Consider the following 22,612-nt stretch of genomic DNA (forward strand, 5'->3'; position numbering starts at 1 on the left):
TGGCAAAGGAACATCCCACTCGCGCGACGTGGCGCGGCGGCTTCGGGGAATGAGGCGGACTTCCGGCGAGGGAGGAAGCGTGACGCCGGTACGTGTGGGGGATTCGCTGCTGTACTTCACGCCCTATAGTGTGTCAGATGCTGCGGACACGAGGGCCTCTTCGACCCTTTCAATATTCGAACGCACGGTCGCTTTGGAGCGCGGGTGCAGGCTATTGACGTAACGGCGATACGCCACTGCGCGCAAGAGCAGCTGCTGTATGCCGGGAACCGACGCAAAGCGGGCAGAAATATCATCATCCACTGCGCCTGCGATGAGGCCATCCACTATGACCAGCGCGGCGGACCAGCCAACCGGGCGCGGTGCCGCGGAAGGTACGATATCGGTCAGCGCTGGCGGGTTCGCCCCAGAGAAAACCGTGGTACCCAGCACGTCCATGTGGGCGGTGACAAGTGGGAGCTGCGCAAGCTCAGCATCGGAATAGGCCTCGCCGCTCTCCTCCCACGCTGCCCGTTCTGCCCGTGCGAACACATCATCGCGCCGGTCCACCGTCGGCAACGGCGCCAACTCGAGCGCTTCATCAAGGCGCAGTGCCATCTGCGCAGTCTCATCGATGCGCCCCCGCAACTGCCCCTCCACGAACTGCGTGGCTTTCCACCCGGCAGCAGTGTAGCGCCCATCCGCCGTCAGCACCGGCCGGGCAATACGTGCTCCCGGCAGGCTGAGCTTCTCGCGGACCTTGGCGGACCAGCCAGTCCACGGCCGAGCCTCGGCGAAGACAATATCGCCCACGCGGATCCCGTTATCCCACGCAGGGCCCACAAGCTCACCCTGTGTTCGGCGCGGGTGAAACTCGGCGTTGAAAGCGGCAAGAACGGGCTCAGGTGGCAATGGCATGGGAAAACAATCCTTAGGTTTGGGGCGACCTACTCGGGCTTAGCGTGATCAGAATTAGCCGGGTTCGGGTAGGGCCACGGGTTCGGCTCGCACGTGACATCCTCGTCCGGATAAACCTCGTTGGGTTCCTTCTCAAAAAGCTTGGCGTTGTTCAAGCTCAGCGTTTGCTGCATCATGACCGGCGCGAGTTTACCGTCACCGCCGCAGGGTTGATGGGCTGCAAAACCGATAGCATGGCCAAACTCATGGTTGATCAGGTACTGACGGTAGTTGCCCAAATCTCCTTCAAAGGGCGTCGCGCCACGCACCCACCGAGACTCGTTGAGGTTGACCGCGGACTCCCCCGTAATGGTCGTGTGACAGGAGGTTTCTGATTCCAACTGCGCGCCGCACAACTTCGCCGTGGTTCCCAATGACGTCAGACGGATGTGCGTATCAGGGTTGTCATCGGCTTTGACGTGGATGAATTCAAAGTCACCGTTGGCCGTCCACCCGCGAGGGTCGGCCAGAGTGGCGTCAACAAGCGCAACGACAGCACCGTCCCCACCATATACGGAGGTGTCGATGCCGTTTTCAATCTCAACGGAAAAGCGGATGGTTTGCTTCCCGCCCTTGCCCGCGTGCATAGTAGACGGCCCTGCATCGCGGTAGGTTTCCTCACCTTGCTCGGTGAAGTCACCGCCGGCGGGCAAACCATCCTTGGCGGCGGCCACCGCGCTGGCATTGGCGGGATCCGGCCCCTTACGCGAGGAGGCGGATGCGGCTGTGCTGCTTGCCGACGTCTCCCCTGCCGCCGTCACCTCCGCCTCCTGGGCGGGCGAGCGGAAAACATCAACCAGCACCCACACAGTGATGACGACCATGACGGGGATCGCCACCACGCGCCACCAGCCGTACTCGCGCGCGAAGCGCTCCACCGCTGAAAGGCGCTGTGGGTGCTGCTTAAAATCCGCGGGATTCTCCATGGCCATTTAGGCTACCCGCTGAGCCAGCGCGCGCGTACTTAGCCCGCAAATCCGACGGTGTGCGCGCGCGCAGTGCCGATCTCTACGTAAACAACTCGCTCAGTGCGCACGATGTAGGAGCGGCCCTTGGTGTCCTTCAATTCGAGGGTGGAGTTGTCTGCCAAGGCGTTGTTGATGGTCTGGGTCAGTTCTTCGCGCTCACCTTCCGCGTGAATAACCAGCTCACGGGCGGTATCAGCAAAACCAAACTTGATATCCATGTGGTGTGTCTCCCTTAAATCGTGTTCTTTAATCGGTGCCGTGAGAACTGCGCCCCGGCGCTCTAATGGCCCCACTATAGCCACGTCCTCTACTATCAAGGTGTGCTTGCCCCGAAATCATCCCGCGAATCCCGCGAATCCCCTACCTTTGCCGAACTCGGCGTCGCTGTAGAGATCTGCGATGCCCTCGCTGACAACGGGATTACGCACACCTTTGCCATCCAGGAGCTCACCCTGCCCATCGCTTTGAATGGCCAGGACCTCATCGGCCAAGCGCGCACCGGCATGGGTAAGACCTATGGCTTCGGTGTCCCGCTGCTGGATCGCGTGTTCGATGACGCCGACATCCCGGAACTCGACGGCACTCCCCGCGCACTGGTCATTGCACCGACGCGCGAGCTGGCCATCCAGGTCAGCGGGGATCTGGAGCTCGCCGCCGCAAACCTTCCGCTCAGAGTGGTCACTCTGTGTGGCGGGCGCCCCTATGAAGAACAGATCAAGGAGATTGAGTCTGGTGCGGACGTCGTCGTCGGCACCCCAGGCCGTCTGCTCGATCTCTGCCAGAAGAAGCATCTCTCTTTCGACCACATCAGCGTTTTAGTTCTGGATGAAGCCGACGAGATGCTGGACTTGGGCTTCTTGCCGGATATCGAGAAGATCCTCTCGCTCCTGCACGGCAACCCACACCAGACCATGCTCTTTTCCGCCACCATGCCTGGGCCCATCGTGACCTTGGCACGTACCTTCCTGGAAAAGCCGGTCCATATCCGCGCCGAGTCTGGTGACGCCCAGCAGACGCATGCCTCCACGCGCAAGGTCACCTTCCAGGCACACCGTATGGATAAGATCGCGGTCTTGGGAAAGGTCCTGCAGGCAGAAGGCCGCGGACGCACCATCATCTTCACGCGTACGAAACGCTCGGCCGCCGCCGTCGCGGACGAGCTGGCGCAGCGCGGCTTTCGCGTGGGCGCGGTCCACGGCGATTTGGATCAAAAAGCACGCGAACGCTCGCTCGATGCCTTCCGGAAAGGCACCGTGGAGATTCTCGTGGCCACGGACGTCGCCGCTCGCGGCATCGACATTGACGATGTCACCCACGTCATCAACTACCAGGTGCCCGATGACCCGATGACATTTGTCCACCGCATCGGACGCACTGGTCGCGCGGGGCACACGGGCACGGCCATCACTCTCGTCGGCTACGACGAGCTGGGCAAATGGCAAGTCATCAACGATGAGCTCGATTTGGGCCAGCCAGAGCCACCGCAGTGGTTCAGCACCTCCCCGGAGCTTGCGGAAGCCCTCGATATCCCAAAGACGATTGCTGACACCGTCGGCCCACCCACGAAAGTGCTGGGTGCACCGCGGCGCTCTCACTCACGTGGGGAGTCGCCGCGTGGAGGCTCACCACGTTCCTCCACGGCATCTGCCCGTGCCTCCCGCCGCACCCGTTCCCGCACGCGCAAGCCCCGCCAAGGAGGACGCCGATGAGCACCGAGCAGGGCTCGGAGTCCGCGAAGAAGCCAAGCTCTGCGAAGAAGGCTCCCATCTTGCGTTCCACCAAGGCAGACTGGCTTGCAGTGGGCGCGATCAGCGCGGTCTGTGCCATTGCTATTGGCGGCGCGGTGATTACGGCACCGATCCACAAATCGGAGCTCACTCCCGCTGTCGATGCCGCGTCTGATGCCAAGACTCAGACTCTCGATACCGTCCCCAACTCCCTCACTGAAACCTTCAGCCTCCCCAATACTGTGGTGCCGGGACAGTCCCGCGCGATATCCACGAAGGGGATGCTGATAACCCATGACGGCGATACCCTCCGCGCTTCGGATACCTCCGGCGATACGGTCTGGACTTACCAGCGCCGCGATGCCGACCTCTGTTCGCTCGGCACGGCGTGGAACAAAGTCGTTGCCACCTATGACGTGGGAAATGGCTGCGGCGATGTGGTAGCCATCGATGCGGTGTCCGGCCAGTACTCAGATACCCGCAGCGCCCGTAATTCCGAGCAGGTGGTCCCCATTATGTCGAATGACCGCGTGGGGACCGTTTCCGCCGAGCGCGTAGAACTATGGCGCTCTGACCTGGTGCGCACTGTTGAATATGGCGATGTCGAAGCCAAGCAAGAACCGAACCTCCAGCCCCACGAAGACTGCGCCATCTCCTCAGCACTGACCCGCACCGAAACGATGGCCGTCACCGAATCCTGTCCGGATTCTCCAGACTCCACGTGGCTGCGCATCCAAAACGCCACACCAGAGGATGCGCGTTCGCCTGAAATCTCCAAGGATATCGAGATTGATAACCCAGGCGCGCGTCTCATTGCCTACGGTCAGGAGGCCGCTGCGGTCTTTCTGCCGGGCGATGCGCCACGTATCGTCTCCTATAACTTTGAGGGCGAAACGCTCTCCTCCACGGACGTGGAGCCATCAAAGGCCATCACGAATTCCGCTTCCCCCTTCGCCCCTGCGGTCGCTGATCTGCCCCACCACATGACGTGGTTCGACGGCGAACGTCTTTATCTCTTTACCCCAACCGAGCTCAAAGTGGACCATGTTCTGGAGCAGGCAGTTGGCACCGGCATCGCCGTCGGCGAGCGGTTACTGGTGCCCACGGAGGAAGGGATCGACGTGGTGGACTGGGCTACCGGAAAGACCGAGCACAGCATTCCCGTCGACCGTGACGGCTATAACGGTCCAATTTCGCTGACTCTTGCGGGCACTGTCATCATCGAGCAGCGTGGAAACACCGCCGTGGCGCTCACTGCCTCTTAACTTCTTAGTTGTTTAAGAAACAGCTTGCCTAGAAGTGGCTTTCAGCCCATTGCGCTGCCTCAGGGCGCACCATGAGCAGGTAGAGCACCAACGCTGCGCTGGCCAGCGTCACGGCGCCGAGCGCTGCTGAGCCTCCGCTGAACATCTGGAAGGCGATGGCACCCAAAATAAACTCCACGAGCACGATAGCTCCGCGGCCCCAGCGCTTGCCCTTAACAAAGGCCCACGAGGCGACGATGACAAAGCCGAAGACGATAAAAATGAAGATGGCCGTCCCTAGGCCGACGAAGCCCGTCGCCCCAGAATCGGACACCATGGAGTCGTTCTCAGCACCGGTTAGCTCACGGACGATGAGGAAGATTCCGAAGATAATCACCGCGATGGACTGGAGCACGGCGATGCCGGCAGCCGCTACCACCGTTCCCGGGGGACGGCCTCCCTCAGTTTGGGCAGGCGTGGTCGAGGACTGTTTCTGCTTCTTATTCACGGAGATTTAGTTTACTTCTCAGCCCTGTACTTAGGACGACTCCACGCCATAACCCGCGCGCACCCACATGCTTCAGCCTAATCCTCCTCCGCCGCGGTGTTCCTCGGCTTCCTCCATCCGTAATTTCGGGGGCAGAGGGATGAACCCGGATTTGACGCGATCCAGGTCACCACACTCACTACCTTACCCTCATCACCGCAGGTGGAAGCATTTCTGACAGGGTTCTTACAGGGGCCAACCCATAACAATCATATGAATTGACGGAATTTATTTAGTGACTTTGGACACTTTTCGGCCTCTACCCCTAGCGGGGAATGAGTAAACGTGTCATTATTCTCAGGTAGCAAAAACAACGAGCTGTTAAATCAGTTCTTAACTCGGAGAAAACTCCAAGTTAACCAAAAGTGAACCATGGCGGCGGCGACGCTGGCCCCAACTCGAGACAGGGCCCCACTGACCGCAGACCAGTTCACTTAAACCCCGTAGCACTCGGAACAGTTCACTGCCGTGAACTGCCCTTGGTGCGCCTGCTTTCATCTATTGCTGTCAAAAATTTGTTAGGAGATTTCAATCATGGATTGGCGCCACGAAGCTGTTTGCCGCGACGAAGACCCGGAGCTCTTCTTCCCTGTCGGTAATTCCGGCCCTGCACTCACCCAGATCGCTAAGGCCAAGCTGGTCTGCAACCGCTGCCCGGTCGCTTCCTCTTGCCTCAAGTGGGCCCTCGAGTCCGGCCAGGATGCCGGCGTGTGGGGCGGCCTCTCTGAGGAGGAGCGCCGCGCTATCAAGCGCCGTAACCGCAGCCGCGCTCGCGCCCGCGTTTCCGCTTAAGAAACCCACAGTAGGCGCACCCCCGATTAACACCTCGGCATACCCTGCCGCTACAGTTGAATGAGTTCATTTCCCTTTAACAGAAGGAGCATACGATGAGCAAGCGTGGCCGCAAGCGCAAGGATCGCCGTAAGAAGCCCGCTAACCACGGCAAGCGTCCTGGCGCATAACGTCAGTAATTTAGGGCTCGTTTCTTCCCCTCACGAATCGAGGGAGGGACGAGCCCTTTTGCATATCCTGAGCCGGTTTTAGGCGCTCGAGGCCCTATCCCCAGGTAATCTCAGTCCGCGTAATCTGCACGCTAATGCGCTGGCGCAGTGACTGAGGTGCGACCTGTCCCCCACAGCATTTGCGCACGAGTGCGCGGACTACTTCTTCGCTCTCGACGCGCTGCTGGCAGGTATCGCACTGCGCGAGGTGCTCGCGGATTTCCAGTGCTCGCGCATAGCTCGTTGATTCATCGAATAGCTCCCGAAAGAGCGCTTCAACCTCGGGAGAGTTACACGCACCGCAATTGCGTCCTGTTGCGCGTTCCATTACTTCTCCTCCATCTCTGGGTGGTTGCGACCAATGCCTTTGTCTCGTGCTACGTCCTTCAACGCCGCACGAAGCAATTTTCTTCCGCGGTGAAGGCGGCTCATGACCGTCCCCAACGGAGTGCCCATCACTTCCGCGATTTCCTTATAGGCCAAACCCACCACATCCGAGTAGTACACCACCATGCGGTAATCCTCCGGCAGGTCATTCATGGCCTCGGAAATCTCCGAATCCGGCATCTGCTTGAGCGCTTCGACCTCCGCTGATTCCAGGCCCGTGGAGTCATGTCCGGACGTGGTATACAGCTGAAAGTCACTAAGCTCGTCCGCTGAGGATTCCACTGGGCGGCGCTTGGCCTTCCGGTAGGAGTTGATGTAGGTATTCGTCATGATGCGGTACAGCCACGCCTTCAAGTTCGTCCCCTGTTTGAAGGAATCGAAGTTGCTAAAGGCCTTGAGGTAGGTCTCTTGGATCAAATCCTCCGCGTCTTGCGGGTTGCGCGTCAGACGCATCGCTCCGCCGTAAAGCTGGTCCAGCAAGGGCAAGGCTTGCTCCTCAAACAACCGCTGTTTCTGAAGCGTCTCGCTCGTCGTTTCTGTGGCCATACCGACCATCCTAGCGCTCAGGACTAGGGTGGTTTATATGTCCAAGAAGACCCCGCGTGCCGCTACCCCCGCTCTCAAACTCCTCGAAGAGGCAGGTATTGACCACCACGTCTCCACCTTTGATGGCGGTCGCGAAAACTTCGGCGAGGCAGCCGCTGCGGCCCTCGACGTTACTCCTGAGCGTATCTTCAAAACCCTCGTCATTGATCTGAGCGCCGGCAAAGGCCCCAAACGCCAACTCGCCGTCTGCGTCCTTCCGGTCACACACCAGCTCAGTCTCAAGAAGGCCGCCGCAGCTTTCGGTGCGTCCAAGGCCACAATGGCCGCGCCTGCCGACGCCTCCAAGTCCTCCGGCTACATCCCCGGCGGCATCTCCCCGTTAGGGCACAAACACGTCCTGCCCACTGTCGTTGACGCGACCGCGCTGCTCTTCGATACCATCTTCTTCTCCGGCGGCAAGCGTGGCCTCGACATTGAGATGAATCCGAAAGATCTCCCCCGCGTGCTGGAGCTCTCCTTCGCCGACGTGCTCGCCGACTAGCTCTCGTGCACTAGAACAAGGTGGTGGCCGGTGGTTCGTCGATAAGCTCTGCGTAGTCGTTGCGCACGTTGCCCACCGCGGGGTCGGCCGGGCGTGCCTGAAAGCCGCGCACAGAGCTCGGCTCCAGCAGCGCCTCCCCCGCCAGCCAGGGCGCGATTTCATCAGCAGTAAGAAACTTGGGCAAGCGGTGGTGCAGCCACGCCATCTCCTCCGTGGCATCCGTGGTCACCATCGTGGCCGAGAGCCTCTCCAACCCCGTGGCCCACAAACCAGCCGCCCACAGCAGGCCATCGGGCCCGGTCACATAATAGGGATGCTTCTTGGCCTTCTTATCCTCACCGGCTTTCCACTCGTAGTAACCATCCAGCGGGATAACGCAGCGCTGTGCTTTGAAGGCATCCCGGAACGAAGGTTTCTGCGCCACAGTCTCCGCGCGGGCATTAAACAGCGGCGGGCCGTCGAGGTCCTTCTTCCAGTGCGGGATAAGCCCCCAGCGCGCTGGCTCCACGCGGGCGGTCTCCTCCGCAACCCGCACGATGGCAATGGGCTGGGTTGGAGCAATGTTATAGCGTGCCGGCGGCAGGCCTTCCGGCGCATGAACTTCCGTAATGGATTCCCACGCTCCGACTTCCTCCAGTAGGGACTCGGTGAACAGAACAAATCTTCCGCACATGCCCTTTATTATGGACTACATGTCTGCTTTCTGGTGTGCTCCCCAACCCGCCGGCCCGTTGTCCTGGACTCAGGAAGTTCCCGGGTCAAAGTCGATGACCAACCGCGCCCTCATCCTCGCTGCGTTGGCCGACTCACCTTCTATCATCTACAACCCGCTGGTCTCCCGCGATACTGACCTGATGAAAGAAGCTTTGAAGGCCATGGGCGTAGGTATCTCCGAGTGGGGACCGCACCTGCGCGTGACGCCGGGCCAGCTCCACGGCGCGACCGTCGATTGTGGCCTGGCTGGCACGATCATGCGCTTCTTGCCTCCGGTGGCAGCGCTGGCCGATGGGCCCGTTGTCATCGACGGTGACCCTTATGCCCGCAAGCGCCCCATGTCCACGATGACCATGGCCTTGCGTGAGTTGGGCGTCGACATCGAAGGCGATAGCCTGCCACTTAGCATCACGCCCCATGGCATTCCGGAGGGCGCCGAAGTCACCATTGATGCCTCCGCTTCTTCCCAGTTCGTCTCCGGCTTGCTCCTGGCCGGGGCGCGCTACCGCAACGGCATCAGCGTGCGCCACGAAGGCGGCACGGTCCCTTCCCAGCCCCACATCCTGATGACCATCGGCATGTTGCGTGATGCCGGCGTGCATGTGGTCGCGGGCGAGGATAATTGGGTCGTGCGTCCTGGAAAGATTGACGGCCGCGAGTGGTACATCGAACCGGACCTGTCCAACGCCACACCGTTTTTGGCTGCCGCGGCCGTCGCCGGCGGCAGCGTGAGTATTCCGAACTGGCCGGAGGAAACGGACCAGCCGGGTGATGCTTTCCGCGGCATCCTGGAACAGATGGGGGCACAGGTTGAGTACGTCCCGCAGGCCCCTCGCCAAGATCCCTACCTGCAGGTCACTGGCCCACAGGAGGGTCTAGCATGCCTGCGCGGCATCGATCTCGATATGGGAGATATCGGCGAGCTCACCCCGACCGTAGCCGCGCTGTGTGCTCTGGCCTCAACGCCGTCAACCCTGACCGGCATCGCGCACCTGCGCGGCCATGAGACGGACCGTCTGGCGGCCCTCGCTACAGAGATTAACGGCTTGGGCGGCAACGTCACTGAGCTTGACGACGGCCTCCGCATCACCCCTGCCCCACTCCACGGCGGCCAGTGGCACTCCTACGCCGACCACCGCATGGCCACCGCTGGCGCCATCATTGGCCTGGCAGTCGACGGTGTCGAGGTCGAGGACATCGATACCACGTCCAAGACTCTGCCCGGCTTCGCCAAGATGTGGGAGGCCATGATCCATGGCTAGGCGCGCGAGCAGCTACGACGAATCTGATGTCCGTATCCGGCCGGGCAAAGGGTCGCGCCCCCGCACGAAGGACCGTCCGAAGCACAAGGATGCCAAGTTCGGCATGGTCATCACCAAGGACCGCGGGCGCTGGGGAGTTGCCCTTGATAATGATGGCCCAGTCGTCACCGCTATGCGCGCCCGCGAGATGGGCCGCACGCCCGTCGAGGTCGGTGATCGGGTCGGCGTCGTGGGCGATACTTCTGGTAAGAAGGACACCCTCGCGCGCATCGTGAAGCTAGAGGAGCGCACTTCCGTCCTTCGGCGCACCGCGGATGACACAGACCCTTATGAGCGCATCGTGGTGGCGAATGCAGACCGCCTGCTGATCGTGAGTGCTGTGGCGGATCCACCGCCGCGCTCCGGATTCGTGGAGCGTGCTCTCATCGCGGCCTTCGCCGGCAATATCCAGCCGGTCCTGTGCCTGACGAAGACCGACCTCACCGACCCCACTCCGTTCGCCCAAGAGTTTGCGGACTTGGATGTCACCGTGGTGGAAGCTGGCGTGGACGATGGACTGGAGCAGGTCTGTGCCGCAATTGATGGACATGTCACGGCCCTCATCGGCCACTCCGGTGTGGGTAAATCAACCTTGGTCAACCGGCTCGTCCCGGATGCCAACCGCGAAACCGGCGAAGTCTCCGCCGTGGGCAAAGGCCGCCATACATCGACGCAGTCGGTGGCGCTGCGACTGCCGGCGGAAGGAAGCACCCCGCATGGCGGGTGGATCATTGATACCCCAGGCATCCGCTCCTTCGGCCTAGCCCACATTGATGCGGAAAACGTCATTGAGGTCTTCGATGATCTTGCCGAAGCGATTGAGGATTGCCCGCGTGGCTGCACGCATGCCGGGCCACCCGCGGACCCCGAATGCGGGTTGGACCTCAGCATAGAGGAAGGGACAGCTTCTGCACGCCGCCGTGATGCGGTTCGCAACCTGCTGGCTTCCCTGCGCACCAACGTCGATTGGGCCTAAGGCCTAAGGGCCTTACTCCTAGCGCAGGAAAGGCCTTAGGCGCCCTAACGGGGCCTAGTTTTAAAGCGGAAGCATTGCTGCCAGCTGCGGCGGCAGAACAGTCTTAAGGAAGGGGCCAGCCGCGCGGAGGACCATCAGGATCACGGCTAAGCCGCCGGTAACACCGAGGATAACGGCTCCGCCGGTATCGATATTGGAGGAAGTGTTGGCACCGCTCGCCTCCCTCTTATTGAACTCTTCCTTCTTCGCACAGGCGTTGAGCGCCTTGATGTACTCCGGTGCGATGACACGGAAGGTGTCTACCACTGCAATGTTGTTCTTGGCGCGCTTGACGGCGTTCTCATCACCGAACTCGACCTCCGCCTCGTAACCTGCCAGTGCACGGAAGAGCTCTTCCGACTGGTCCTCTACGGCGCGAGCACGCTTCTCCGCGTCCTTGGGCGAAATCTTAAGGCCATTCTTTAGCAAGCTGCTGTCGACATCATTGGCCTTCGACTCCGCATTCTTCAGGTCGCTGGCTTCCTCCTCGCTCAAGGTGATGGTGCACTTCTCATCCTTGATGGTGGTGCTTACCGCGCCCGCGGTGGGGGCTGCGACACCACCGGCAAGAACCGCAACCGACAAGCTGGAAGCAGCAACTACGCGGCGAAGGCGAGAGGAAGACATACTGAGGAAACCTTTCGATCGAGCTAAAGTTTTACCCCCGCAGATTATCAATAATTAGCCCAACTTGGGCAGGTAATCACCAAACTCCTTGTAGGCGGCGAAGCCAATGCTGATGATGCCGAAGAGGACGGAGATAATGACGGCCGCTGGACCCTGGGATGAACCTTCCAGGATGCGCAGCCACGGGGTCGTGGGCTTCACGGCCATATCAGGGTCTGGGTTCCCAGGTTCCGGCTTGCTGCGATCCGCGTGCACCTGCGCGATCGGTGCTGCAGGCTCCTCTGCGCCGGCAACTGGTGCGGCGACAAGCGCAGCGGTGCTCAGGGCAGCGGCGGTGACAAGGCTAGCAAGACGGGATCTCTTCATGGTGGTGCTCCTTCTAAAGCGATGGCGTTAGAGGCTTAGACTAGCACCACGCGTGAGGCACCGGTGATTATTTCCCAGTAGATCCTTAGAGAAGCTCCACGAGGATGGGTAGTTCGGTGGGGTCATAAAATGCCATGAAATTGTCCAAAGCATCACCCACTGCGAGCTCAGCGTCCTCATCTCCGAGGTCAGCGTTGTCGATAGCGTCTATAGCCTTGGCCGTAGCGGCTTCGGATTCCTCGATATCCACGTGGATAGCCTGCAGGTTAGCCTTCGTGATCGTGGCAGGGTTGAGGGCCACGACGGGCTCACCCATGTCTGGCTTCGGAGTCACCACGGACTCATCCACGTCGACGGAGATGACCACGCGTCGGTGGGGAAACTTTTCTTCGTCCCCGATAGCCAGCAGGCGCAATGAAGCCATGGAAGCTTCAAGGAAGGCAGAGTACTCAATTTCTTCCTCGTCGCCTTCGGTATAGAACTCACGCAACGCGGGTGTTAGCGCAAAACCCCAACCACTGCGTGCGGCGAGCTGGCCGGTCTCCTCAAGCTCAGCCAGCATGCCGAAGGTAGCCGGCAGGAAGACGCGCACATCCTTCGACACTTAGAACTCACCTTCAATGTCGAAGACTGCCTGAACCTCAACGCTCGTGCGGTCGAAGACCGTGTAGAGCATGCCCACCATGCCGTTCTCCACAGCAGCGCGCACGTTAACGATGGAATCATCCACCATGACGCAATCATTAATCGGCAGGTCAATAGCATCTGCCGCGGCTTGGAAGGCAGCACGGTCCGGCTTCTCAGCGCCAACCTCGCCAGAAAGCACCACGGCATCCACGATGCCGCGGTATTCCCACTCTCGAATGTGCTCCGCACCTGGGCCGCCCGGATCGTTGGAAAGGATAGCGGTGGCAACTCCGTTGGATTTCGCGGCGGCGAATAGTTCCCGCCAGCGCTTGACGTCCTCTTCGGTGCCGTCAAGCACGCCTACAAAATCGACGATGAGTCCACGCATATTATCTACCCTTCGCATTGAACTGTGTTTATCGTCCGAAAGTATAGCGAACATACCGCCCGCCTGCTCTCACCGGCCAATGCGCTGCAAAGCTCTAGCCGCAGACGGGGCTGCCATGGCACAATGAACGTACATCCAGCTTCCTTCTCTGTGCCATCCCCCGATCCTTGCTTCAGCGCTTTCCTCCGTACCGCGCACTGCGGAAGAGGACGCTATTCACATGTACACCCCCATCCCCGGCATGAGCCACCTACAACTGTATGTTGCCCCGCAACGTATCCGCTATGAGCGCGAGCCCACAGCTCGCGACCTGGCCACGCGGGAAGAGATCCGTGGTCTCGTTGTCATAGTTCTCGAAGTCGCCGCCGCCTTGCGGCCTTTGAGTCATCTCAATAACCCACGCTTCGCCCCAGAAATCACTAAGCATGTGCGCGCCTGGAGGAAAGCCCAGGCAGCTGCAGAATCGCACGGAGGAATGACGCTGCGCAGCTTGCACGCGCGCTCAAATGGTGAGTTCTTCGGTTCGGTGCTCTTAGGCTCAACACGGCGCGCTTTTACCGGCGCTGCAACCGGCCGACACCTGCGGTCTTTCCGCTTACTTTCGGGCGGCCTGCAAACCCACTGACACAAGAGACAGAGGTTCTGAAAAGATGAGTTTGCGGCCTTGAGGAGCCCTAGAAATCACGCCTATGACTTAGCGCTGGTCTTAAAACATCGATCCCAGCTTGATCAGGATGGGTGTCCAATCGATTCCGGCGAAGGCTGCAGAAGCGCTCACCAAAGCTAGGCTGATGCCGCCAAACATGGTGGCCCCCACCACGGGAAGCTTCGCAGTAGCTTCATCAAGACTTTCCGGTTCAGACACCGCGCCACACTGAGTGGAGACAACATCCTGCGAGCTGAGTGCAGCGCCCTTCAGGGAGTCATCGCTTTGAGAGCCCAATACGGAGGCCAGCTGGCACTGCTCTTCTGGGGCTAGTTCCACAGCCGAAGCAGCTGCGCCGCCACCCAGCAGGGTGGCAGATGCGAACACGGATAGACCTACTCGCAGAGACAAGCGGCGCATACTGACTCAACCTCCGAAGAACAATAATTAATGTTCTGACAGTATATACCTAACTACTTCCAATAAAAAGACGCCGTGGGGAATGATTCCCACGGCGTCCTGCGTTGACTAGCGCTGGCGCATCAAGGTTGCCCTAGGCTTCCGCTTCATCCACTGCGTTTGCCTCTTCCTGCGCCTTGAACTGCTTGCGCAGCATAAACAGCTGGCGCACGGTTTCTTCCTTGACCGCGTCGTTCATGGCATTGAACATGTCGCCGCCTTCCTTCTGGTACTCCACCAGAGGATCTCGCTGCGCCATGGCACGCAGACCGATGCCTTCCTTGAGGTAATCCATCTCATAGAGGTGCTCGCGCCACTTCTGGTCAATAACCGGCAGGATGATCATGCGCTCGGTATTGCGCATCTGGCTCTCACCACCGATAGCGCTCACAGCTTCTTCGAGTTGGTCATACTCGGAATTCGCATCAGCCAACAGTGCATCGCGCAGCTGCTCCGCAGAAATCTCGCCGGCGGAGCCGTACTCGGTACCGGCGACAAGCTCCTCGTGCGTCATGGTCGGCCCGTAGAGGGATTCCAGCGCATTCCACAGCTCGTCTAGGTTCCAGTCCTCCACGTAGCCGGTAGCCGTCGCACCCGCCACGTAGGCAGACACGGTGTCGTTGATCATCTCGCGGATGTTGTCCTTGATGTCACTGGCCTCGAGGATGTCGTGGCGGGTGGCGTATACCACCTTGCGCTGCTCATTGAGTACCTCATCGTACTTGAGCACGTTCTTACGCATCTCAAAGTTCTGGTTTTCCACCTGTGCCTGTGCACCCTTGATGGAGTTAGAGACCATCTTGGCCTCGATCGGCACATCATCTGGCACGTTGAGGCGGTTCATCATATTCTCCATGGACTGGCCCACGAAGCGCACCATGAGCTCATCACGCATGGACAGGTAGAAACGGGTCTCACCCGGGTCACCCTGACGGCCGGAACGGCCGCGCAGCTGGTTGTCAATACGGCGCGACTCGTGGCGCTCGGTGCCCAATACGTACAGGCCGCCGGCCTCGCGGACCTCGTCGCCCAGGCGCTTGGAGCGTTCCCTCTCCTGATCGATTTCGGCGTCCCAGGCCTCCTGGTACTTCTCTTCATCCTCAAAGGGATCGAGGCCGCGCTCGCGCAGCTTCTCATCCAGGATGACCTCGGGGTTACCGCCGAGCACGATATCGGTACCGCGGCCGGCCATGTTGGTGGCGACGGTTACGGCGCCCGGGCGGCCGGCACGGGCGACGATCTGTCCCTCTTCCTCATGGTGCTTCGCATTGAGTACCGAGTGCTTGATTCCGCGCTTGCTCAACAGTTGCGAGAGGTACTCGGAGCGCTCCACGGAGGTGGTACCCACCAACACCGGCTGGCGGTCGGCAACGTGTTCCTCGATGTCATCCACCACCGCAGCGAACTTGGCTTCCTGGGTCTTGTAGATGCGGTCGGAGTGATCGGTACGCTGGTTCGGCTTATTCGTCGGAATCGGCACCACATCTAGCCCATAGATGGAGTGCAACTCAGCAGCCTCGGTTTCTGCGGTACCGGTCATGCCGGAAATCTTGTCGTAGAGGCGGAAATAGTTCTGGAGCGTAACGGTGGCGAGAGTCTGGTTCTCGTTCTTGATCTCCACCTCTTCCTTTGCCTCAATAGCCTGGTGCATACCTTCGTTGTAGCGGCGGCCAGCCAGAACACGGCCGGTGAAGCTATCCACGATCAGCACTTCGCCATTGCGGACAATGTAGTCCTTATCGCGGGTGAAGAGCTCCTTCGCCTTCAAGGCATTGTTGAGGTAGGACACCAACTGGGAGTGCTCTGGGGCGTAGAGGTTTTCAATGCCCAGCTGATCCTCGACGAATTCGACGCCCTCCTCCAGCACACCAATGGTGCGCTTCTTGTGGTCCACCTCGTAGTGGATGCCCTCGCGCATCTTCGGCGCTAGCTTGGAGAAAACGCCGTAGAACTGGGAGGAGCCGTCGACCGGTCCGGAAATAATGAGCGGGGTACGGGCCTCGTCGATCAGGATGGAGTCAACCTCATCCACGATGCAGTAATTGTGGCCACGCTGGACCGTGTCATTGAGCGAGCGGACCATGTTGTCGCGCAGGTAGTCAAAGCCCAGCTCATTGTTGGTGCCGTACGTGATGTCGCAAGCATACGCTTCCTTGCGCTCCGCAGGGCGCATTTCGGAGAGGATGACGCCAACGGTGAGGCCCAGCCAGCGGTGGACACGGCCCATCATCTCGGCGTCACGCTTGGCCAAGTAATCGTTGACCGTCACGATGTGTACGCCCTTGCCCTCCAGCGCATTGAGGTAGGCCGGCAGCAGCGAGGTCAGGGTCTTGCCCTCACCGGTGCGCATCTCAGCGACGTTGCCGAAGTGCAGGGCGGCACCGCCCATAACCTGCACCTTGTAGTGCTTCTGGTCAAGCACGCGCCAGGCAGCCTCACGCACGGTGGCGAAGGCTTCGAGAAGGATGTCATTCATCTTTTCGCCATCCGCCAGACGCTTCTTAAACTCGTCAGTCTTAGCCTTGAGCTCGTCGTCCGACAGCGCCGCGAATTTATCTTCTAAGGCAATAACATCATCTGCAATTTTGGCCAGGCGCTTGACGGTGCGCCCCTCACCGGCACGGAGCAGCTTGGAAAGTCCAAACACGTCTAGATAGTCCTTCTTGTCGCGACAAATAAGTTAACTCGTCGCCATTGTACTCACTAGCTTTTCTCTCACGATTCGCCACCCAACCCAAAGCGCAATTCTGTCCCCACCCCGACGTTTGCAGGACGCTCCCCTCGGCCGTCACGAAAAAAGATGATCGAAGATTAACAATGCCTAATAGGGACATAAGAAGGCTCCCTGTCTCGCTGCGCGTGTGCGCTGCGGGGCAGGGAGCCTGTGTGTTAGGCCCTACGGCCTTTAAGGCTCAGGCCTTAAGCATCAGCATCCGTCAGGGAAATAAGACCGTAGTCGAATGCGTGGCGGCGGTAAACCACAGAAGGCTTGTTGTTCTCCTCGTTGATAAAGAGGTAGAAGTCGTGGCCGACCAGCTCCATCTCGCTGAGCGCATCATCAACAGACATCGGGGTTGCTGGGTGCTCCTTGAAGCGGACAACCTGGCCCGGGCGAACATCCTCGACAGTCTCGGCGTAGGGATCGATGTAGCGCTCTTCCTTAGCGGGCTTAGCTGCCTCAGCTTCAGCGACCAGCTCAGCGGCGATCTGACCAGTACCCTTCTGGGCGCGGTGGCCGGACTTCACGTTCTCACGGCGCACCTTAACCTTGCGCAGGGAGCGTTCCATCTTGCCCAGGGCGGTCTCGAGTGCCGCATAGAAAGAATCTTCCTTCGCCTCGGCGCGAGCGATGTGCCTCTTACCGGTAGCGGTGATCTGCAGACGCTCTGCCTCGGACTCGCGGCGCGGGTTCGGCTCGTGCTGCAGCTCCACGTGGAAGAAGGTCAGGGTCGGATCAAGGCGCTCGATCTTGGCTAGTTTTTCAGTGACACGTTCCTGGAAGTGCTCCGGAACCTCCACGTTACGGCCGGTGATGGTGACCTGAGCGTTGGTCTGCTGGGACATGAAATGCCTCCCTATACTCGTGGGGACTGAATGACTGCACATTCTGCGGACTTCTACAAGCCTGTGATAAGGAGCCGGAAGCCCGCTTCCCTGTGACACCCCTCATGTTACCACTGGTCATAACCTACACGATGACTGGCCCCTACACTCATGCATGATGATGGCCCGCCCTACGCATCTGCCAGCACAATTGCGCCCGCGACGTCACCCCCGATAGCCCATACACGCGCGGCGCTAGCACGCAGAGTTGCGCCGGTGGTGATGACGTCGTCGACAAGCATCACGTTCTTCCCCACTAGTTCGCGGGCGGCGGGACGCAACAGCACGGCTGTCCGCATGTTATCGGCGCGCTCCACGGCGCTGAGCTCTGATTGATCCGCACTGCTTTCAGCCGTGCTCAGGGCATTAACCACAGCCCAGCCTGGAAGCCTGGCAGCCGCTGCCTGGCACAGCGCGGCAACAGGATCGCCACCGCGGCGACGAGCCGAGGACACGCGCGTCGGCGCCGGCACGAGCAACCCAGTCTCCGGGATATCACCGCGGGCGCGCAAGTAATCGATGCCGGCAGCGAACACCGCCCCGAGGTGAGCACGCACTGCGTGGTGCCCGTGTTCCTTCATGGCGATGATGACACCACGGCGAGTATCGGAATAGGGACCAAGAGCCCATGCCGGAAACCCCAGGGGCCGCGGCCGTTCCACCCGGCGTGGAACCTGCCGCAAGTGTTCCTGGCAGGAAGCGCACAACACCCCGCCCGCAGCTGTTTCTCCCCCGCACCCAGCGCAGGGGCGTGGCAAGAAAAGCTCCACGAGAGCGGCCGTGACCTCCCCTATCCCCCGATTCTTCGGCATGCGCCCCACTTTAGCGCGACTCTAGCGCGCGATGATGGGTGAGGATCGCACTCCCTGCAGGCCTTCGACTTCACGCCAATACGAGCGTTCAGATCCGCCTGCGGGAAGCTGCAGTAGAGCATGCGCATCGGTGACGTAGTGCGTCGACGGTGAGGAAGCCACCGCCACCACCGGCGCGGTGATATTTCCGGTAGGTAAGGTGGTAGCAGAGGAACCGTCTTGCTCAATACGCCACACGGGCGAATTCGACGCCGAGGTACCCACGAGCAAAGAACCATCCGTCTGCCACTCCACGGACAAGGCCGAGCCGGTCAGCTCAGGACCAACTTGGTGGATGTTGACGATACGCCGCTCGCCCGAGGTCGCGCGGGCCACCACGCCGGTGTAAATGCTGCCGTCGATGATCATGGCGATACGGGCTCCCGTGAGGGACAGTCGAATGACCGAGATCTCTCCCTCCATGTTCTCCAGTGCAGAGGTGTCCACCTCTGCGGTGCTCAGTTCGCCAGTCGCCGGCGAACGCGTCACACGGACTACATGTTTGCCGTCAACAACGGTCCACGCCACCTGGCCGCCCACCTCAAAGGTGGGGCGGGCTAGGGTTTCGCCCTTGACCGAGCCCTTGAGTCCGTGGCCGAGCTCGCCCATCGCCAGCTGCGATTCCTTCTCAGAACGCTTACGCACCGCGGCCACCATCCCCTCATCCGAGATATCGGCGGACTGGATGTCATGGATCTGGCCAGCCATGCCCTGTACCTCGGTGCTACCTTCGCCCTTGACTTCCAGCAGGGAGCCGTCGTTGACGGCGTAGAGCTTGGGCACGGATTGGGCAGCTACCTCTGGGTTAAACTCGGCGAAATCATCGATGGTCATCTCCTCCATGTTGTCAACCAAGGGGCTGCCATCGATGGTGGCGCGAACTGAATTAGTGATCTCCGCATTGTTGAGAGTCCAGACCAACTGGGAGGCAAATTTAAGGCGCTCCTCCTGGCTCATTGCTGACATCCCACTGAATTCATACACACCATCGTTGATGCCTAAGAAAGTGGCATCCTTCGGGATCAAGGTGGAGGTCGCCGGAGCGATATCGGAAGACGGCCCTTGTAGCAGGAGGGTGACCAACTCTGAAGCGATCGAGTCCTTTCCCGAGTAGAGCCACCGACGGTCCGCCACCAGTAGGCGCTGGGTTGTACCGAAGAAGTACAGCGACTGCGGGCGGTAGCGGTTGCGCAGTTCCGTGCGCTCGATCACCGCGCCAGTAGGCAGGTCGGTAATGCGCCATTGCCCATTGAACTGGCGCAGGCGGACAGTCGCCTCAAGACGCGAGTTATCCGGGACATAGGCCCCACCATTCGCCAGACGGCCGATGATGTTGCCGCGCACCGAATACTCGAGGGCACCGTCTTCCATGTTTGAGGTCACAAGGTCGATGGAATCCACGACGAGCACGGTATCCGTGGGATCCCAGGAATTAGCGATTTCGGAGGCAAGGAAGGTGCGGGCAGCAGCGTAGTTGCCAGTGGGAATCGCCACGGCCGAATAGAAGTCACGGACTAAGAGGTCCGGTTCGCTATCGGTGCGGGGCTCCACGACGGCATCGTCTGCCCGCTCATGAGGTTCAAAGGTGCCGATCACCTGGGGATCAGTGTTATGCGGCAAAGTCGAGCACCCGACGAGGGTAGTAAGCGCGACGCAGCTGAGCACTGCGAGTGAGCGGCGGGCCGGAATCATCGCTGGGCCTCCTCGTCGAAATCGGGGACGATGTCTTGATTGAACGGCGCTTCCGCGCCACGCGCTTCGCGCTCCGAGGGCCACACTATCCCGTTATCCGGCTCTGCCTTTACTGCAGGGGCTCCTAGTTCAGTGCTCACGTCGAGCGCGGACTGTTCCTCCGCTTCGACGGGCTTCGGAGCGCCCGGGACCTCGAGGGCAATGGGCTCAGATTCCACCGCTTCCCCCGGGGTGCGTGGCAGGATTAGACGGAAGCGCGAGCCGGTGCCGAAGTAGCCGATGGCATCCAGAGTGCCTCCATGGAGCACGGCATCCTCGCGAGCGATGGCCAAGCCTAAGCCGGTTCCGCCTGAGTGGCGCTTGCGCGAGGAATCCGCGCGCCAGAAGCGGTTGAAAACCAGCTCCTCCTGACCTTCCTTGAGTCCCACGCCAGAATCGGTGACGGCGATGCCAACGGCATCCTCAGTCGCGCCGATATCCACGGTGACGGGGTTGCCTTCAGAGTGATCAATGGCGTTCGCGAGCAGGTTACGCAAGATGCGCTCGACGCGGCGCGAATCGCATTCCACAGCCACGGGTTCCTCTGGGGCATGAACGATAACCTCCACCCCCAACTCGGCGGCGAGGTGTTCCACCTGGCTCAGTGCGGAGTCCAGGCAGGAGCGAATGTCAAGGGAGGCTGTGGACAAATCAGCCACGCCTGCATCGTGGCGAGAGATCTCCAAAAGGTCCGCGAGCAAGTCCTCGAAACGGTCCAGCTCCTTGATGAGCAACTCCGCCGAACGTTTGGTGTAGGGGTTGAACTCTTCTGCGTCTTCCGCGATGACATCCGCCGCCATGCGCACCGTCGTCAGCGGCGTGCGCAACTCGTGAGAGACATCGGAAGTAAACTGCCGCTGGAGGTCGCCATATTCCTCCAGCTGGGTAATCTGCTTTGACAGCTTGTCTGCCATGTCATTGAAAGAGGAAGCAAGGCGGCCCATCTCATCATCCGAGTTGACCACCATGCGCTCGCGCAGGTGGCCGGCGGCAAATCGTTGTGCAATGCGGGATGCGGAGCGAATCGGGACGATCACCTGCTGGGTAGCCAGCCAGGCAATACCCACGAGGAGGACCACGACCACCACTCCGGCAGCCGAGAGCAGACCACGCATAAGCGCCATCGTGGACTCCTCGGACTCCATGGACAATACGAGGTAGACCTGGGTATTCGGGATATCACTTTCGATGGGTGTGCCCACCATCAACGCGTTATAGGTCGCCCCCGACTGCTGGTCCACCGTGGCATATTGCTGGACAACCTGACCGCGGCCGACGAGCTCGCGCATCCCATCGGGAATACGGTAGCCCTCCGGCGAGGTCGTGGCCGTGCCGTCTGAGTTTTCCACGACGATGACCGGCTCATACACGGCTTGGGCATCGGGCTGTTGCGCCGACATTTGGCCCAAGGCGGCGCGCGCAGAGTTGATGCGCACCTGCGTTGAATTTGCTGTGCCGGTGGCATCGATCTGCTGCTCCACGGCCACACGGGCGCGGTCGAGCTCCTGCAGTGCGGTGTCTTCCTTCTGGCTCACGAGCTGTTGTGTCAACACCGACACCAGTGCATACGCCAGGATGATCATGACCACCGTGGAGGCGACCAGCATCATGCCCAAGACACGTGTCTGCAGGGACGTGCGCCAGCGCTCGACGACGCCATCCCGGGCTCGCCTTAACCAACCAAAAATAGCGGTAGTCCTTTACTCGGCGATTTTTCCAGTTTTGTATCCCACACCGCGCACCGTGAGCACGATGTGTGGATCTTCTGGGTCGTGCTCGATCTTTGCGCGCAGGCGCTGAACATGCACGTTGACCAAGCGAGTATCGGAAGCGTGGCGGTAACCCCAGACGGATTCGAGCAACGCCTCGCGGGTGTGCACCTGTCCGGGCTTTCGAGCCATCTCCAGCAGGAGGTCGAACTCTAGCGGGGTCAGCGAGATCTCCTCGCCGCCCTTACGGGTGACGGTGTGCTCGGGGACGTCGATAAGCAGGTCCCCTACCTCAATTATTTCGCTCGTACCCCCGTCAATCCGGCGCAGGCGCGCACGGATACGGGCGATGAGCTCTTTCGGCTTGAAGGGTTTGGTGATGTAGTCATCCGCGCCCGATTCGAGGCCAAGGACCACATCGACGGTATCGGTCTTTGCGGTGAGCATCACGATAGGCACCGAGGACTCGGTACGGATGGCACGGCAGATATCAACGCCGTTCATGCCCGGAAGCATGAGATCCAACAGGATCAGATCGGGGTCATGCTCGCGGAAGGCCGGGATGGCCTCATTACCATCGTTGACGGCAATAGGTTCCAGCCCTTCCGCCTCGAGCACGATGGTAAGCATTTCGGCAATCGCCGGATCATCATCCACGACCAAGATTTTCGGTGCCAC

Annotated in this window: 25 protein-coding genes; 7 read left to right on the forward strand and 18 right to left on the reverse strand. The window is 60.4% G+C overall.

Going from position 1 to position 22,612, the window contains the following annotated elements:
* Positions 1-123 precede the first annotated feature (123 nt).
* Genes QP363_RS03910 through QP363_RS03920 form a run of 3 tightly spaced genes read right to left on the reverse strand, consistent with a single transcriptional unit; the run spans position 124 to position 2,122 of the window.
* Positions 124-897: a hypothetical protein gene (locus tag QP363_RS03910; RefSeq protein WP_070719625.1), complete on the reverse strand. Its 774-nt coding sequence runs from the start codon at positions 895-897 to the stop codon at positions 124-126.
* A gap of 29 nt (positions 898-926) precedes the next feature.
* A complete protein-coding gene (locus tag QP363_RS03915) occupies positions 927-1,868 on the reverse strand; it encodes a DUF3152 domain-containing protein (protein ID WP_284762874.1) in 942 nt (313 codons plus the stop codon).
* Between the two features lie 32 nt (positions 1,869-1,900).
* Positions 1,901-2,122 (reverse strand): DUF3107 domain-containing protein, encoded by a 222-nt coding sequence (locus QP363_RS03920; protein ID WP_012714903.1) that lies wholly within the window; start codon positions 2,120-2,122, stop codon positions 1,901-1,903.
* Between the two features lie 102 nt (positions 2,123-2,224).
* On the opposite strand from QP363_RS03920, the gene QP363_RS03925 reads away from it, so the two are divergent.
* Complete coding sequence (locus tag QP363_RS03925) at positions 2,225-3,613, forward strand: DEAD/DEAH box helicase (RefSeq protein ID WP_284762875.1); 1,389 nt, start codon at positions 2,225-2,227, stop codon at positions 3,611-3,613.
* Positions 3,610-4,896 carry a hypothetical protein gene (locus QP363_RS03930; protein ID WP_284762876.1) on the forward strand — a complete coding sequence of 429 codons (1,287 nt, stop codon included), beginning with the start codon at positions 3,610-3,612 and terminating at the stop codon, positions 4,894-4,896. The genes QP363_RS03925 and QP363_RS03930 overlap by 4 nt, the downstream gene beginning before the upstream one ends.
* A 28-nt stretch (positions 4,897-4,924) precedes the next feature.
* Here the strand turns inward: QP363_RS03930 and QP363_RS03935 are convergent, their stop codons facing one another.
* Positions 4,925-5,383 (reverse strand): hypothetical protein, encoded by a 459-nt coding sequence (locus QP363_RS03935; RefSeq protein WP_070644105.1) that lies wholly within the window; start codon positions 5,381-5,383, stop codon positions 4,925-4,927.
* A 573-nt stretch (positions 5,384-5,956) separates the two neighbouring features.
* Between QP363_RS03935 and QP363_RS03940 the strand changes: the two genes are divergently transcribed.
* On the forward strand, positions 5,957-6,214 hold the full coding sequence (locus QP363_RS03940; RefSeq protein ID WP_042529827.1) for a WhiB family transcriptional regulator: 258 nt from the start codon (positions 5,957-5,959) through the stop codon (positions 6,212-6,214).
* Positions 6,215-6,478: 264 nt separating this feature from the next.
* Here QP363_RS03940 and rsrA read toward each other — a convergent pair whose 3' ends face one another.
* Positions 6,479-6,751, reverse strand: coding sequence for a mycothiol system anti-sigma-R factor (gene rsrA, locus QP363_RS03945; RefSeq protein ID WP_070446136.1), 273 nt, complete (start codon positions 6,749-6,751; stop codon positions 6,479-6,481).
* Positions 6,751-7,356 carry a sigma-70 family RNA polymerase sigma factor gene (locus QP363_RS03950; protein ID WP_070446138.1) on the reverse strand — a complete coding sequence of 202 codons (606 nt, stop codon included), beginning with the start codon at positions 7,354-7,356 and terminating at the stop codon, positions 6,751-6,753. The genes rsrA and QP363_RS03950 overlap by 1 nt, the downstream gene beginning before the upstream one ends.
* Before the next feature lie 37 nt (positions 7,357-7,393).
* Between QP363_RS03950 and ybaK the strand changes: the two genes are divergently transcribed.
* Positions 7,394-7,897, forward strand: a complete 504-nt coding sequence (gene ybaK, locus QP363_RS03955; protein WP_070446140.1) for a Cys-tRNA(Pro) deacylase — start codon at positions 7,394-7,396, stop codon at positions 7,895-7,897.
* A gap of 10 nt (positions 7,898-7,907) precedes the next feature.
* Here ybaK and QP363_RS03960 read toward each other — a convergent pair whose 3' ends face one another.
* Entirely contained in the window at positions 7,908-8,570 is a 663-nt protein-coding gene (locus QP363_RS03960; RefSeq protein WP_284762881.1) for an SOS response-associated peptidase, read from the reverse strand.
* Here QP363_RS03960 and aroA point away from each other — a divergent pair.
* Both aroA and rsgA read left to right on the forward strand, forming a co-directional pair.
* Entirely contained in the window at positions 8,569-9,873 is a 1,305-nt protein-coding gene (gene aroA, locus QP363_RS03965) for a 3-phosphoshikimate 1-carboxyvinyltransferase (RefSeq protein WP_284762882.1), read from the forward strand. The two genes, QP363_RS03960 and aroA, sit on opposite strands and share 2 nt — an antisense overlap.
* Positions 9,866-10,888: a ribosome small subunit-dependent GTPase A gene (gene rsgA / locus QP363_RS03970; RefSeq protein ID WP_070711159.1), complete on the forward strand. Its 1,023-nt coding sequence runs from the start codon at positions 9,866-9,868 to the stop codon at positions 10,886-10,888. The genes aroA and rsgA overlap by 8 nt, the downstream gene beginning before the upstream one ends.
* Before the next feature lie 60 nt (positions 10,889-10,948).
* Here the strand turns inward: rsgA and QP363_RS03975 are convergent, their stop codons facing one another.
* The 4 genes from QP363_RS03975 to QP363_RS03990 all read right to left on the reverse strand — a co-directional run bounded on the left by QP363_RS03975 (position 10,949) and on the right by QP363_RS03990 (position 12,935).
* Positions 10,949-11,554, reverse strand: a complete 606-nt coding sequence (locus tag QP363_RS03975) for a hypothetical protein (protein WP_070644119.1) — start codon at positions 11,552-11,554, stop codon at positions 10,949-10,951.
* 54 nt (positions 11,555-11,608) lie between these two features.
* Positions 11,609-11,920, reverse strand: coding sequence for a hypothetical protein (locus QP363_RS03980; RefSeq protein WP_070446152.1), 312 nt, complete (start codon positions 11,918-11,920; stop codon positions 11,609-11,611).
* Between the two features lie 85 nt (positions 11,921-12,005).
* On the reverse strand, positions 12,006-12,512 hold the full coding sequence (locus QP363_RS03985; RefSeq protein WP_201829629.1) for a hypothetical protein: 507 nt from the start codon (positions 12,510-12,512) through the stop codon (positions 12,006-12,008).
* Positions 12,513-12,524: 12 nt separating this feature from the next.
* Entirely contained in the window at positions 12,525-12,935 is a 411-nt protein-coding gene (locus tag QP363_RS03990; protein ID WP_010189184.1) for an HAD-IA family hydrolase, read from the reverse strand.
* A gap of 220 nt (positions 12,936-13,155) precedes the next feature.
* Between QP363_RS03990 and QP363_RS03995 the strand changes: the two genes are divergently transcribed.
* On the forward strand, positions 13,156-13,560 hold the full coding sequence (locus QP363_RS03995) for a hypothetical protein (protein WP_083276453.1): 405 nt from the start codon (positions 13,156-13,158) through the stop codon (positions 13,558-13,560).
* 81 nt (positions 13,561-13,641) lie between these two features.
* On the opposite strand, the gene QP363_RS04000 is transcribed toward QP363_RS03995, so the two are convergent.
* The 7 genes from QP363_RS04000 to mtrA form a co-directional block, all read right to left on the reverse strand.
* Positions 13,642-14,001: a hypothetical protein gene (locus QP363_RS04000; protein ID WP_070446156.1), complete on the reverse strand. Its 360-nt coding sequence runs from the start codon at positions 13,999-14,001 to the stop codon at positions 13,642-13,644.
* A 133-nt stretch (positions 14,002-14,134) separates the two neighbouring features.
* Positions 14,135-16,687, reverse strand: a complete 2,553-nt coding sequence (gene secA / locus QP363_RS04005; RefSeq protein ID WP_070644121.1) for a preprotein translocase subunit SecA — start codon at positions 16,685-16,687, stop codon at positions 14,135-14,137.
* Positions 16,688-16,959: 272 nt separating this feature from the next.
* Positions 16,960-17,604 carry a ribosome-associated translation inhibitor RaiA gene (gene raiA / locus QP363_RS04010; RefSeq protein WP_284762884.1) on the reverse strand — a complete coding sequence of 215 codons (645 nt, stop codon included), beginning with the start codon at positions 17,602-17,604 and terminating at the stop codon, positions 16,960-16,962.
* Between the two features lie 170 nt (positions 17,605-17,774).
* Complete coding sequence (locus tag QP363_RS04015) at positions 17,775-18,455, reverse strand: ComF family protein (protein WP_070446159.1); 681 nt, start codon at positions 18,453-18,455, stop codon at positions 17,775-17,777.
* 21 nt (positions 18,456-18,476) lie between these two features.
* Positions 18,477-20,186, reverse strand: coding sequence for an MtrAB system accessory lipoprotein LpqB (gene lpqB / locus QP363_RS04020; RefSeq protein WP_070446161.1), 1,710 nt, complete (start codon positions 20,184-20,186; stop codon positions 18,477-18,479).
* Positions 20,183-21,856, reverse strand: coding sequence for an MtrAB system histidine kinase MtrB (mtrB, locus tag QP363_RS04025; RefSeq protein ID WP_284762979.1), 1,674 nt, complete (start codon positions 21,854-21,856; stop codon positions 20,183-20,185). The genes lpqB and mtrB overlap by 4 nt, the downstream gene beginning before the upstream one ends.
* A 69-nt stretch (positions 21,857-21,925) precedes the next feature.
* On the reverse strand, positions 21,926-22,612 hold the full coding sequence (gene mtrA, locus QP363_RS04030; protein WP_070446165.1) for an MtrAB system response regulator MtrA: 687 nt from the start codon (positions 22,610-22,612) through the stop codon (positions 21,926-21,928).

Origin of the sequence: Corynebacterium sp. UMB6689, assembly GCF_030215295.1 — a bacterium.
GTDB lineage: Bacteria > Actinomycetota > Actinomycetes > Mycobacteriales > Mycobacteriaceae > Corynebacterium > Corynebacterium aurimucosum.